Below are 13,588 nucleotides of genomic sequence, written 5' to 3' on the forward strand. Positions count from 1 at the left end.
AGGTTCCAAAAATGTCATTTTTGGAACCTCTTATTTTTTATTTTACAGCGATCATGCTGATCTCTACGTTCACAAACTTCGGCAAGTTCGCCACTTCCACAGTCTCACGTGCCGGTGCTGTATCTTCTTTAAAATATTTGGAATAAACCGTGTTGATCCTGGAGAAATTATTCATATCACTTATAAAGATCGAGCTCTTTACTACGTTTTCAAAGCTCATTTCAGCAGCGTGGAGAATAGCTTTCAGGTTGCGCATCACCTGCTCGGTTTCTTCCTCAATGGTTTCCTGTTGCAGCTCTCCATTTACCGGATTGATCGCGATCTGACCCGAAATGTAAAGTGTATTTCCGCTTAAAACCGCCTGATTGTAAGCTCCAATTGGTGCCGGAGCATCTTTTGTCTGGATGATCTTTTTCATAGCTGATGTATTTTTTAGATTAAAGTCTTCTGTCTCTTTCTCTTCTCTTTTCATATTTGATATCTCTCAATAAGGAAGATTTGATACCAATAAAGAAATTCCACTGTTTGTATACCCCAAATGGAGTCCAGCTAAAGGTCATTCGCCAGCTTTCCAGGTCTCTTGCGAAACGAAGCTGAGTATGAGTAAAACCTGTATTTACAAAATCATAACCCGAGGATGCACCAACAGTCCACTTTGGAGAAAGTTCTACATCCCCCGAAAACATCAATGAATGCGATGTTACCTGACTTTGCCGTGCATTGTTGGCATAGTTTAGGGTGTAGGCCAGGCGAAGATCCCAGGGGATGTCAAAGTTATACCAGCTGTTTTCACTTTCTTCTTCTTCAGCAGGATTCGTTTCTTTTTCATCATAGAAAGTTCCGTCAATATCCATGTCCTTTCCAAAGAGGTCATCGGGGCGTCCTCCATTTCTGAAGGTCTGATTTTCCAACCGGTTCACATTTTCCTTTCCTCCAGAAAACTGATCGCTGGAGAAGGAATATCCAAAGCTCATGTTGGCATTTGTAAGCCTAAAGAGACTTCCGCCGTTCTCGATGTTGAGTTTATCGATTCGCCGGTTCTCATTGTTGAGGGCGTAGATGTCCAGGTTGGTTCCAAAATTTATGTCCAGTTTATTCTGAATAATAGGAATATTTCCGCGGACACTGATAGGGGACAGGCGAAGCGAATCTCCTGCAAGATTGTAGGAGGTGCTAACGTTGAAGTTGTTTAGTAGTGTGACCTTACGAGGTTCGGCATCTACTGAGTCTTTGACCTTTGCCTCAAAAGTATTGCTTAAAGAGAGGCCAATAGAGCTGGAAAATACCTTCCCGGGAGGACCATATAAGGTTCCCTGGAATCGGGAATATTCCACTACACGTTCTTCTCTGCCGTCGGATTCGGGAATAATGTAATTATCATAGTAATACCCAAATCCCGGATTAATGTTGTAGCTGACGGACGGTCTTAAAACATGTCGAATAGCCTGATATTTTCCATTTCCGCTAAAATTTTTGGTTCCGTAGATCGTGGTCCCAATACTTGTATTGAAGTTGTAGGTGCGAAAGGAATCAAATCCACTCACGGTATCTATAACTTCCAGACGGGCCTCCTCATCATAGGAACGCTCGAATGTTTTGAAAACCCATGATTCTGTATAATTAGTTCCGGCGCTTACACTAAGATAATTGAAAAGCTTGAAGTTGGTGTTTAGCGGGATGCTATGTTGGGCCCCTAAAATGGCATTTTTGAACATCTCCGGTTTAAAGAAGAGGGAATCGGTTGTTTGGAATCTATTCTCTCCCCTAAAATTATACTGAAAATTTATGTTCTCAATAATGCCTTTTTTGGCACCTACCTTAGGCTCAAAAGGATATACCCTGGCCATGCTCGCCTGCACGGTAGGAAGGGTCATATTGATTTGCTCTGTATTAGTGTTTTGACTATGTGTAGCCGCAATACTCAGGTTTATTTGAGGCTGAATATTAAAAGTCTTTGAATAGGAAACGGAGGAACTTAGAGTGTTGGTCAACCGGTTTCCTGTGTTCATCTGGTTTGTAGAAGCCTGGTAATAATCACTACTACCGAGGTTCACTGCTGCTGAAAATCTTGAAGTTGGATTTGCTTTTGAATCCTGCGAATGATTCCAGCGCAGGTTATAGATGGTAGATTCAGAAAAATCGGGGAAACCGGGCTCGCTGTTGATAAGCTTCTCATATCTAAAACTAAGATTTCCTCTAAATCTGTAGCGGAGAGCATAAGAAGATTCCATTCTCAACCCATAACTTCCGTTAGTATAGTAATCACCTAAAACCGTGAGGTCCATATAGTCACTAATAGCAAAATAGTACCCTCCGTTTTGTAGATAGAAACCTCTGTTGTTATCATCACCAAAAGAAGGAATAATGAATCCTGAAGTTTGTTCATCTGTCATTGGAAAATACCCAAAAGGCAATCCCAGTGGTGTAGGAACATCGGCTATATACATGTTGACCAGGCCGGAAACTATCTTCTTATCGGGAACGAATTTTATTCGCCGGGCATAGAAGTAATAATCAGGATTTTCTTCATTGGGAGAGGTGGTAAACCGTACATTTTTCATGTAATATACCGAATCATTCTCCCTTTTAGTGATCTCGCCCAGCACCTTGAACTCTCCCTGATCGGTTCGGGAATTAAAGACCAAAGCTCTTTCTGTATCAAAATTAAATCTGATGGAATCGGGACGAACAATGCTTTGAGCCTGCGTAAATACCGGTTTTTGAGTATAAACTCCTGCTGAATCCACTATTCCGTAGGCGTAGACTTCATTCCTTTCGTTATCCAGGATAATTTTTCCGGCAGTAATATTAATATCCCCGTAGGTAATTTCAGCATTGTCATAGAGATACAACCTGTTCTCACGAGGGCTAAGGCGCATGTAATCCTGGGCGGTGTAAACCACCCTGTCGGTTAATGGCTCGTTTTTGGGCCGCACTGTATCCCGGGGAGTAGGAGATAAAGAGATAACAGGAACAGGAGCTTCAATTCGTAAGGAATCGCGTATTGGTTGAACAGGTTCCCGTTCTGCAGGGATGCGGATACCTTCATTTGTTCTTATTTCCTGAGCTGTTGATTTTGAGGCTAAAGAAAGCAAAAAAATACAGCAGGAAAGTATGTAAAGTATCTTTGTTCGCAATGCTAGTTATAGTATTTTTGTACAGTGTGGCCTGTTTTTTGAAGTTTCAAAATTACATATATTTTTTAAGGTACCTTTTGACTTGAGGAAAAATAATAACCGCCCCAATGAACCGTTATTTCCATATGAAAACGAAATTTTTTGCCCTTTTTATATCTTTCAGTCTTACAATTTCTTTGGCAACTGCTTCTGCTGCGGGAGATCCTATTCGTGATAAGTTTGTAGTTGTAATTGACGCGGGTCATGGAGGACAGGATCCCGGGAACTCCTGGAATGGTTATTCTGAGAAAAATATTTCCCTCAACATTGCACTAAAAGTGGGGGCTGAACTTGAGAAACTTCCGGATGTAAAAGTGATCTATACCCGCAAAAGTGATGTTTTTGTTACCCTTGCGGGAAGGGCACAAATTGCCAATAAGGCAGAAGCCGATCTTTTTGTTTCTATTCATATGAATGGTCATAAATCCCAGGCCCAGGGAACAGAGACTTTTGTGCTGGGGCTTCACCGAAACCAGGACAACCTTGAGGTGGCCATGAGAGAGAACCAGGTAATCTTTCTGGAGGAAGATTATGAAATGACCTATGACGGTTTTAATCCGAACTCTCCTGAATCTTACATAGGTCTTACCTTAATGCAGGAAGAGTATCTTGATCAAAGCATTCTTTTGGCAGATCTCATTCAGAAGAACTTCACCAATATCAATAAAAGAGTGAACAGGGGAGTAAAGCAGGCAGGTTTCCTTGTTTTGAGAGAAACCTATATGCCAAGTGTTCTGGTCGAGGCAGGATTTCTTAGTAATAAATCTGAAGGAGCTTATCTCAATAGTGCTGCAGGGCAATCTGCAATTGCCGAGTCTATCGTGAAGGCAGTCAAGGAATATAAGAACTCCATGAATCTTGAGATCCTTCAAAACATCGAAGCTAATCCTGCTGTGGAACTAGTTGAAGAATCACCTCAACCAGCTTTTGATGTGTATGACGGGATCACTTTTAGAGTACAGTTGGCAGCCACAGGGAAGAAACTGGATCCCAGCGCCAGAAACTTTAAAGGTCTAACTCAGGTTTCCAGAAATAAGGAAGGTAAGCTATTCAAATACTACTATGGGGCCACTTCCAGTTACGGGCAGATACAGGATCTTCATGAAGAGGCAAAACGTAAGGGATATCGCGATAGTTTTATTGTAGCATTCCGCGGAAATGAGAAGATCAGCGTTAATGACGCGTTAAAAACAAAAATGAAATAGACCTTCTTTACTTTATAAATTTTATATTTGTCCTTCATCAAATAGGACAGTCTTTGTGAAATATACTAAAGAGGTAAAAACCGCTCTTCTGGCTATTGTTGCCATTCTTCTTTTTATTTTTGGTTATAGTTTCTTAAAAGGTAAGAACTGGTTTGATTCCAGTAGAACCTTTTATGCAGTCTATAATGATGTTGAAGGACTTTCACCTTCTTCTGCTGTTACTATAAATGGTCTCAAGGTTGGAAACGTCAATAAGATCGGATTTTTGGATAATTCCGGTAAACTGGTGGTCTCTTTCACAGTTGATAATGAATTTCCTTTTTCAAAAAATAGTATAGCACAAATTTATGGTGGAGGCCTTATAGGAGGGAAGTCCATCGCTATTATCCCAAAATATGAACAGGGAAATATGGCTAAATCGGGTGACACTCTGCAAAGTGCAATAGAAGAGGGGCTTTTGGAATTGGTAAATGAAAGATTGACCCCGTTGCAGGAGAAAATTGAAAAAGTGATCGTGAGTACAGATTCTTTGATCAACTCCTTCAATGATGTAATGAATGCTCAAACCAGGGAGAATCTTAAGAATAGTATTGCCAATTTAAATTCCACAGTTGCATCGCTAAGTAACTCGGCAAATTCGGTTGAAGGAATCTTAAGTGAGAACAGTACTAAGTTAAACCGAACTTTCACCAATCTGGACGAGATGTCCACTAACCTTAACAATTTTTCTGATACCCTGGCAAATTTTGAACTCAGAAAGGTGACAGAAGAACTCGAAAAGGCAGTTTCTAATTTTGAAACTGTTACCAGCAAATTAAACTCGGGAGAAGGAACTGCAGGGAAACTCATCAATGATCCATCTGTATACAATAATCTTGAGAGGGCAACGAATCAGTTAGACGCTTTGATTCAGGACGTGAAACTGAATCCAAAACGTTACGTACATTTTTCTATCTTTGGAAAAAACCCGGGACCATATTCGCCCCCGAGAGATTCATTAAAATAACCAACCAGTCATGCAAATTCTTGCACAAATCGCCTTTATCCTCGCTTTGGCAGTGGGGATAGGTATTTTTATTCGTAATATCCGGCGAATGATCCGGAATATTAAACTGGGCCGGGAAGCCGACCGTAGTGATAGTCCCGGCAAGCGCTGGGGAAAAATGGCCAAGATCGCTCTGGGCCAGTATAAGATGGTGCGCAGACCGGTTTCCGGGATTGTTCACATCATAGTTTATCTGGGTTTCATTATTATTAATATTGAGGTGCTAGAGATCATTATAGATGGTATCTTTGGAACCCACAGGATCTTTGCCTTTGCTGGTGCTCCCTACAGCTTTCTTATTGCCGCATTTGAAATTCTTGCCCTGCTGGTTCTTGTTGGAGTAATCATCTTCTGGATAAGACGTAATATCATTTACATCTACAGGTTTAGAGCCAGAGAACTTACGAAATGGCCGAAGAATGACGCCAATTACATTCTTTATTTTGAGATGGTCCTTATGTCGCTTTTCCTTGTCATGAATGCGGCCGATTATCAATTACAGCTTAATCTTGCACCTCATTATGCAATGGCAAGTGGTGAAATAGCCGGGGCTTTCCCTGTGAGTAGCTTTTTACTTCCGTTATTAGATGGATTTTCCAATCCTACCCTAATCATTATTGAAAGAACTGCCTGGTGGTTGCATATCCTTGGAATTCTGTTTTTCCTTAATTATCTATACTATTCAAAGCACCTGCATATTCTTCTTGCTTTTCCGAATGTTTACTATTCGAAGATCAAACCTAAAGCAGAGTTTGACAACATTGATGCGGTGACAAAAGAAGTGCAGTTAATGATGGATCCCGATGCCGATCCTTTTGCTGCGTCGGCAGAGCCTCAAGGCGATGACGAAGGAGAACCCGAAAAGTTTGGCGCTTCAGATGTCTTTGACCTAAACCGTGTCCAGTTGCTTAATGCATATACCTGTACCGAGTGCGGACGGTGTACAGATCAATGTCCTGCAAATAATACAGGAAAATTACTGTCTCCCAGAAAGATCATGATGGATACCCGCGACAGGCTGGAAGATGTAGGGGAGAACATCAACAAGAATGGAAAATTTGTGGATGATGGCAAGCAGCTCCTGGATGATTATATTCTAAGAGAAGAGATCTGGGCCTGTACTACCTGCCAAATGTGCGTCGAAGCCTGTCCTGTTGGAATTGATCCTATGTCGATTATTGTAGAAATGAGAAGGTACCTCATGATGGAGCAAAGTGCCGGTCCAGCCGATTTGAATAATGCAATGGGTAATATCGAAAATAATGGTGCGCCCTGGCCTTACAATCAAATGGACCGCTTGAATTGGGCAAACGAAAATTAATATCAAAATTGGCCTTTTTGAGGCTGCAACATAGATAATAATGGCAGAAAGTTTAAAAGTGCCTACAATGGCAGAATATATGGCAGAAGGAAAACAACCCGAAGTTCTCTTTTGGGTAGGTTGTTCCGGAAGTTTTGATGATAGAGCTAAAAAGATAACTAAAGCTTTTGTGAGGCTTCTGAATAAAGCAAATGTTGATTTTGCTGTTTTAGGAACCGAAGAGAGCTGTACGGGAGATCCTGCAAAAAGAGCCGGAAATGAATTTCTTTACCAAATGCAGGCTGCCGGAAATATTGAAGTTCTAAATGGCTATGAAATAAAGAAGATAGTTACCACATGCCCACACTGCTTCAATATCATCAAAAATGAATACCCGGGATTAGGTGGTAACTATGAAGTAATGCACCATACCACCTTTTTGAAGTCTTTGCTTGAAGAGGGTAGACTGACAGTAGAAGGCGGAAAATTCAAAGGTAAAAGAATAACTTTTCACGACCCCTGTTACCTGGGGCGTGGGAATGGGATCTATGAAGCGCCGCGTGATTTGCTGAGAAAGCTGGAAGTGGAGCTGGTAGAAATGAAAAGGTGTAAAAAAGATGCTATGTGCTGTGGTGCCGGTGGTGCGCAGATGTTCAAAGAGCCGGAACCGGGGAAGGAAGATGTCAACGTGGCCCGTACTGAACAGGCAATTGATGTTAAACCGGAAGTTATCGCAGCCGGATGTCCATTCTGTAACACTATGATGACCGACGGGGTCAAGGCTAAAAATCGGGAGGATAATATAGCAGTAATGGATATTGCAGAAATGATCGCTACTGCAGAAGACCTGTAGTCAAGAAAGATTAAAACTGAAGGGGCTGGAAAATGACATTTTTCAGCCCCTTTGTTTTTAAGAATTGTTTTCCAGCCTTAGGTTTTCTTCTTCCGGTTCAATATTTCGTGCCAGAATGATAATATCATCTTCCGTAAAGCCTTCTTCAATATAATCTCCCTGCCTGCCTAGCAAATAAGCATACCTTTCGAGATTAGTGGTGTATTCGGACGGAGCTGCAGCTCTATTTTTATCGCCATAGCCTTTTAAATATGCAATAACCACCTGATCATTTGACACTTTGATATCTTTCTGCTTATCATAGTTTCGGAGAATCTTAAGTGCCTTAAGAAGCCCGTCAAAAAGCATTTCTCTATGGGATTTTCCTCCCGAAACGTATACAGGTTCAAAGAAATAGATACAAATAGGTGCAGTTATAGTAAAACAATAGAATTCAACAGTATTGGTGAAATCATCCCAAATGCTTCCTACCTCCACATGGATTTCCTTTTCTTTCCGCAGCTAGTCCCTGAGATCGTAAAGATTTCTACTTAGAGAATGATAGCCCAGATCCTTTGCGAATTTTATAAGCTCTGTTTTTTCGTGTTCCATAGGACAAATTTAAGTGAGGATCTTTCTAAGAATTATGATTTATATCAGCTTATCTTTTTCAATTTTCATAATTGTGAGGCTGAGGTTTGAAATGTAAAACTCGAACAACTTTAACCTTCTGAAATTGGTTTCCCGGCTTCATTTCTTTTATTTTTGTAGCACTAAATTTATCCCGAAAAATGTTTGTCCCATTTGAAACTTTACCTGAAAGTTCCCGTGTTTGGATCTATCAGTCAAATCGCTCTTTTACAGAGGAAGAGCAGAAGGAAATTAAAGAAAAACTTCAAGTGTTCATTGAAAAATGGACGGCGCACGGCGCAAATCTTAAAGCGTCCTTTGAAATGCGCTATAAGCGGTTTATAATTCTTGCACTGGACCAAAAGATCAATGCAGCCACAGGATGTTCTATTGATGAATCTGTTAGGTTTATCCAGCAACTTGAAAAAGATTACAATGTTGATCTCCTTGACAAGATGAATGTCTCTTACAAACAGGGAGAATTTGTGGCGTATAAAACCTTAACCGACTTCAGGAAAATGGCCAAAGACAAAGCCGTTTCCCCAAAAACCATAGTGTTTAATAATCTCGTGAACAATAAAGCCGAATATCTTTCAGATTGGGAGGTACCTGCATCTGAAAGCTGGCATAAGCGTTTCCTAAATTAATGACAATTAACAACAAGATATTTTCAGGCCTTTTACTGGCCTTATTTTCTATTTCCCAATTTTCTTATTCCCAAAACAGCCCTTTAATTGCTGAAGATGTTCAGGAACAACGGCGTTGGGTTGACAGTATATACAATTCGCTGTCTCTTAAAGAAAAGGTTGGGCAGCTATTTATGATCGATATAGTTTCCTCCGACCCTTTAGAGAAGATCGATAGGGTAAAGGAACTGGTGAGGCAGGAATATGTTGGTGGGATCATTTTCTCCAAAGGTGGACCAAAAAGACAAGCCAAATTAAATAATGAGCTACAGGAGCTGGCAAAAATCCCACTACTTGTAGGTATGGATGCCGAATGGGGTTTGGCGATGCGTCTGGATTCTACCTATGCTTTTCCCTGGAACATGACTCTCGGTGCCATTCAGGATGAAAAATTAGTTACAGAGGTAGGTGCAAATATTGCCCGCCAGTCAAAGAGGCTGGGAGTGCATATTAATTTTGCTCCGGTGGTGGATATTAATACCAATCCAAAAAACCCGATTATTGGAAACCGTTCCTTTGGAGAGAATAAAGACAACGTCACTCGCAAGGCAACTGCATTTATGAAAGGAATGCAACGGGAAGGGGTGCTGAGCAGTGCTAAACACTTTCCGGGACACGGGGATACAGAGAGGGATTCTCATAAAACTCTTCCTACCGTCGACTTTTCCCGGGACAGGATCTTTCGGGAAGAATTGTACCCATACCGTAAACTCATTGAGGAAGATCTTAGCAGTGTTATGGTAGCGCATTTAAATGTTCCGAGCCTGGAAGATCGTCAGGATTTTCCCTCTACACTTTCTCACAAAATTGTCACCGGGATCCTGAAAGAGGAAATGGAATTTAACGGCCTGATCATTACAGATGCTCTTAACATGAAGGGCGTTTCTGATTTTGATGAACCCGGAGAAATAGAATTGGCCGCCTTCCTTGCCGGGAACGATATTTTGCTGTACTCGCAAAATGTACCTATTGCTTCGGAAATGATCATACAGGCCTATAATAAAGGTTTAATTACAGAAGAACGCCTGAAGCATTCGGTAAGAAAGATATTGTATGCAAAGTATAAAGTTGGTCTTGATAATTTCCAACCTGTAGAACCGGCTTATCTTATTGAAGATCTCAACAGCCTGCAAAATGACGTCCTTGCCCATAAGCTATATGAAAATGCAATGACGGTGATCAAGAACGACCGGTCTGCAATTCCTTTAAGGGATCTTGAAACTAACAAGATCGCCTATGTGCATTTTGGAGAGGATTCTGGAAATGCCTTTTTTGACCAGCTTAATAAATATGCTCAGGTGGATTCAATTTCTGCAGAAAACCTGAATGAACTGCTTGACAAGCTCGATTCCTATAACCAGGTGATCATTGGTTACCATCAATCCTCTGCATCTCCCTGGAGTGGTTTCAGGTTGAATGAGAGACAGCAAACCTGGCTGTACGAGATCGCAAGAAAGAACAGAGTTATACTCAACGTTTTTACCAGTCCGTACACCTTACTTGACCTTGAAAGCACCGGAAATTTTGAAGCTATTCAAATTGCTTATCAAAATACCGAACTGGCCCAACAAAAAGCTGCTCAGGTGATCTTTGGAGCTTTAGAAGCTAAAGGTAAGTTACCGGTAAGTGCAGGAAATGATTTTCCCGTTGGTACCGGCTTTAGGACCAGAAATCTCGATAGATTATCCTACGGTCTTCCCGAACAGGTAGAAATGAATTCCTACAAATTGCAGAGAATAGATAAACTTATTGATAAAGCTATTAATGAGAAAATGACACCGGGCCTTCAGGTGTTGATCGCGAGAAACGGAAAAGTGATCTATGAAAGGAATGCCGGCTATCACACCTATGCCAGGGAAAGACCTGTGCAGGCTTCAGATGTTTATGATCTCGCTTCCCTAACGAAAATATTGGGCACCCTTCCGCTTTTAATGGAATTGGTCGACAAAGATGAGCTGGATTTGGACACTACTCTGGGAGAAATGTTGCCTTACTTCCGCGGAAGCAATAAGGAAAATCTTACCGTGCTGGACATGTTATCTCATTACGCCCGACTTAAAAGCTGGATCCCTTTTCACCGGATGACGATAGACCCCGAAAAGAAAGGACCAGATGTGAAATATATTCGTTCCCGGGAAGATAGAGGTTATAACGTACAAATTGCCGAAAACTTCTATGCCAGAAATGATATTAGGGATACTATCCTCAAGGTAATTAGGGACAGCGAACTCGAAAAGAGAAAGACTTATAAATACAGCGACCTCCCATATTACCTGCTCAAGTTTTACCTGGAGGATATTTACGGCACATCCCTGGAGTATCTCGCCCAGGATCATTTTTATAAATCTTTAGGAGCTCATAGTACAACTTATTTACCTCTTAAGAAGCTTCCGAAAGAGAGGATCGTTCCAACCGAGAATGACAAATACTGGAGAGGACAATTACTGCATGGTTACGTCCACGATGAAGGAGCAGCACTCCTGGGGGGAATTGGTGGCCAGGCAGGGCTTTTTTCTAATGCCAATGATGTGGCTAAGATCATGCAAATGTATTTGAACGGCGGGGAATATGGTGGGAAACGATACCTGGACCAAAAGACAGTAGATAAATTCAATACCTGTTACTATTGCGAAAATGACGTGAGAAGGGGAGTGGGCTTTGATAAACCACAGCTTTCAAATGTGGGCCCTACCTGTGGCTGTGTTTCAATGACCAGTTTTGGACACAGTGGATTTACAGGAACTTTTACCTGGGCAGACCCCGATGAAGAAATAGTTTACGTATTTTTAGCAAACCGTATACATCCATCGGCAGCGAACAATGAACTTACGAGGGAGAGTATCCGGTCAGATATTCAGGAACTTATTTACGAAGCTATAGATCGCTAATACATGAAAATTGCCATTGTTTGTTATCCCACCTTTGGTGGAAGTGGTGTGGTTGCTACAGAATTGGGGATGGCTCTCTCCAAGAGAGGTCACGAGATACACTTTATTACCTATAAACAGCCGGTAAGGCTGGAACAGCTTTCCCACAACATACATTTTCATGAGGTAAACGTTCCCGAATATCCACTTTTTCACTACCAGCCATATGAGCTCGCTTTGAGCAGTAAACTGGTGGATATGGTGAAGCTTCATAAGATAGAAGTACTTCATGTGCACTATGCCATTCCTCATGCGTATGCAGGTTATATGGCAAAAAAAATGCTGGAAGAAGAGGGAATTTACCTGCCAATGGTAACCACCCTTCACGGTACCGATATAACCCTCGTTGGAAATCATCCTTTTTACAAACCTGCAGTGACCTTCAGCATCAACAATAGCGATGTGGTGACTTCGGTTTCTCAGAGCTTAAAGGCCGATACCTTGCGGCTCTTTGATGTGAAACGTGAGATCAATGTGGTCCCTAATTTTATAGATACTACTAAATATACCCAATCTGTAAGTAACTGCCAGAGAACAATGTTGGCTGCAAATGATGAGAGGATTATTACCCATGTGAGTAATTTGCGAAAGGTAAAGCGGGTAAGAGATGTGATCATGATCTTCCATGGGATTCAAAAGAAGCTGAAATCAAAGCTCATTATGGTAGGGCAGGGGCCCGAAAGAGAAATGGCCGAGGAACTGGTCCACGATCTCGGACTCGAAGAAAAAGTTTTGTTTTTAGGCGAATCACATGAAATTGATAAAGTGCTGAGCTATTCAGATCTGTTCCTTTTACCTTCAGAAAAAGAGAGTTTTGGGCTTGCCGCACTGGAGGCAATGGTGAATGGTGTTCCTGTGATCTCTACTAATACAGGAGGGCTTCCAGAAGTCAATAAAGACGGCTTTTCAGGCTTTTTGAGTGATGTTGGAGAGGTTGAAGAAATGGCGGCAAATGCACTAACTATTCTGGAAAACGACAATACGCTGAAACAGTTTAAAGAAAACGCCCGTAAACAGTCCTTTATTTTTGATATTTATTCTGTAGTTCCTTTATATGAGGATCTTTACCAGAATGCGCTTGAATCAGTTCAAAAAATAAAGGCTGCCAAAAATTAGATTTTTGACACCTTAGTAAAAAATTTAAAAAAAAAGAGGATGCTATTGTGCATCCTCTTTAAGTTTCTACTGGTTAGTTCTAAAACTGGTAACGTATACCGAGTGCAAGATCAAAATCCAGGTCATCTCCGTAATAGTTGACCACTCCAAATTCCGGGCGAAAATCCAGAGACAGCAATAGCGGGAAGTCAAAATTATATTCGATTCCAACGTTTCCGGCAGCGTTAACGAAAATTCCGTTATCATCATCATCCCAACGGTCGTCATTTCCATCCACAGAACCTACTCCTGCACCAAAACCTGCATACCAGTTAAAACCTCCGTCAATGTTCCAAACCCAATGGTAAAGACCTGAAAGTTTAAATGCGTCGTAATACTTTCCGTTCCGCCAGCCCAGATCCAATTCCAGACGGTTATTATCGGAAAGGCCTCTTTGATAGGAGATCTCTGTTCCTACCCCATCGCTTCCACCAAGACGTAGACCCAGGGCATTGTCTGCAATGGATTGAGCTTGTGAACTCAAGGTTAGACCAAAAACACAAAAGGCTAATAAGATTAATTTTTTCATATCTTTTCTTTTTATTTGTTGCTGTAAAATTAGAGGTTCTGTAAGTGTAAGAACCCGTGGCTTTCGCTAATAAAATGTTAATTTTAATTCAAATCTGCCCGCT

The 13,588-nt window shown here is 41.3% G+C and carries 11 protein-coding genes; 7 read left to right on the forward strand and 4 right to left on the reverse strand.

Annotated features, from left to right (window positions below):
* Positions 1-37: 37 nt before the first annotated feature.
* Entirely contained in the window at positions 38-418 is a 381-nt protein-coding gene (locus tag ACXYMT_RS09600; RefSeq protein WP_459058856.1) for a Rid family detoxifying hydrolase, read from the reverse strand.
* 19 nt (positions 419-437) lie between these two features.
* Complete coding sequence (locus ACXYMT_RS09605; protein ID WP_459058857.1) at positions 438-3,137, reverse strand: putative LPS assembly protein LptD; 2,700 nt, start codon at positions 3,135-3,137, stop codon at positions 438-440.
* A 125-nt stretch (positions 3,138-3,262) separates the two neighbouring features.
* Between ACXYMT_RS09605 and ACXYMT_RS09610 the strand changes: the two genes are divergently transcribed.
* From ACXYMT_RS09610 to ACXYMT_RS09625, 4 genes are read left to right on the forward strand one after another with little or no spacing between them, the layout of a single operon-like run.
* Positions 3,263-4,381, forward strand: coding sequence for an N-acetylmuramoyl-L-alanine amidase family protein (locus ACXYMT_RS09610; RefSeq protein ID WP_459058858.1), 1,119 nt, complete (start codon positions 3,263-3,265; stop codon positions 4,379-4,381).
* Positions 4,382-4,436: 55 nt separating this feature from the next.
* The gene (locus ACXYMT_RS09615; RefSeq protein ID WP_459058859.1) at positions 4,437-5,387 is read left to right on the forward strand and encodes an MlaD family protein; all 951 of its coding nucleotides are present in this window, start codon (positions 4,437-4,439) and stop codon (positions 5,385-5,387) included.
* A gap of 10 nt (positions 5,388-5,397) precedes the next feature.
* Positions 5,398-6,747, forward strand: a complete 1,350-nt coding sequence (locus tag ACXYMT_RS09620; protein WP_459058860.1) for a 4Fe-4S dicluster domain-containing protein — start codon at positions 5,398-5,400, stop codon at positions 6,745-6,747.
* Positions 6,748-6,787: 40 nt separating this feature from the next.
* Positions 6,788-7,579 carry a (Fe-S)-binding protein gene (locus ACXYMT_RS09625; protein WP_324719161.1) on the forward strand — a complete coding sequence of 264 codons (792 nt, stop codon included), beginning with the start codon at positions 6,788-6,790 and terminating at the stop codon, positions 7,577-7,579.
* Positions 7,580-7,636: 57 nt separating this feature from the next.
* On the opposite strand, the gene ACXYMT_RS09630 is transcribed toward ACXYMT_RS09625, so the two are convergent.
* Positions 7,637-8,056 carry a hypothetical protein gene (locus ACXYMT_RS09630; RefSeq protein WP_459058861.1) on the reverse strand — a complete coding sequence of 140 codons (420 nt, stop codon included), beginning with the start codon at positions 8,054-8,056 and terminating at the stop codon, positions 7,637-7,639.
* Between the two features lie 293 nt (positions 8,057-8,349).
* Here ACXYMT_RS09630 and ACXYMT_RS09635 point away from each other — a divergent pair, with 293 nt between their 5' ends.
* From ACXYMT_RS09635 to bshA, 3 genes are read left to right on the forward strand one after another with little or no spacing between them, the layout of a single operon-like run.
* Positions 8,350-8,835 carry an ABC transporter ATPase gene (locus tag ACXYMT_RS09635; RefSeq protein ID WP_459058862.1) on the forward strand — a complete coding sequence of 162 codons (486 nt, stop codon included), beginning with the start codon at positions 8,350-8,352 and terminating at the stop codon, positions 8,833-8,835.
* Positions 8,835-11,762 carry a glycoside hydrolase family 3 N-terminal domain-containing protein gene (locus ACXYMT_RS09640; RefSeq protein ID WP_459058863.1) on the forward strand — a complete coding sequence of 976 codons (2,928 nt, stop codon included), beginning with the start codon at positions 8,835-8,837 and terminating at the stop codon, positions 11,760-11,762. Before ACXYMT_RS09635 ends, ACXYMT_RS09640 begins: the two co-directional genes overlap by 1 nt.
* Positions 11,763-11,765: 3 nt before the next feature.
* Entirely contained in the window at positions 11,766-12,917 is a 1,152-nt protein-coding gene (gene bshA, locus ACXYMT_RS09645) for an N-acetyl-alpha-D-glucosaminyl L-malate synthase BshA (RefSeq protein WP_459058864.1), read from the forward strand.
* 79 nt (positions 12,918-12,996) lie between these two features.
* Here bshA and ACXYMT_RS09650 read toward each other — a convergent pair whose 3' ends face one another.
* On the reverse strand, positions 12,997-13,485 hold the full coding sequence (locus ACXYMT_RS09650; protein WP_459058865.1) for a hypothetical protein: 489 nt from the start codon (positions 13,483-13,485) through the stop codon (positions 12,997-12,999).
* Positions 13,486-13,588 lie beyond the last annotated feature (103 nt).

The sequence above is a fragment of the Salinimicrobium sp. CAU 1759 genome, assembly GCF_054482715.1.

Coding starts and splice junctions, on each gene's coding strand:
- ACXYMT_RS09625 (WP_324719161.1), top strand. CDS start 6,788: ATGGCAGAAAGTTTAAAAGTGCCTACAATGGCAGAATATATGGCAGAA.
- ACXYMT_RS09650 (WP_459058865.1), bottom strand. CDS start 13,485: ATGAAAAAATTAATCTTATTAGCCTTTTGTGTTTTTGGTCTAACCTTG.
- ACXYMT_RS09640 (WP_459058863.1), top strand. CDS start 8,835: ATGACAATTAACAACAAGATATTTTCAGGCCTTTTACTGGCCTTATTT.
- bshA (WP_459058864.1), top strand. CDS start 11,766: ATGAAAATTGCCATTGTTTGTTATCCCACCTTTGGTGGAAGTGGTGTG.
- ACXYMT_RS09610 (WP_459058858.1), top strand. CDS start 3,263: ATGAAAACGAAATTTTTTGCCCTTTTTATATCTTTCAGTCTTACAATT.
- ACXYMT_RS09600 (WP_459058856.1), bottom strand. CDS start 418: ATGAAAAAGATCATCCAGACAAAAGATGCTCCGGCACCAATTGGAGCT.
- ACXYMT_RS09620 (WP_459058860.1), top strand. CDS start 5,398: ATGCAAATTCTTGCACAAATCGCCTTTATCCTCGCTTTGGCAGTGGGG.
- ACXYMT_RS09635 (WP_459058862.1), top strand. CDS start 8,350: ATGTTTGTCCCATTTGAAACTTTACCTGAAAGTTCCCGTGTTTGGATC.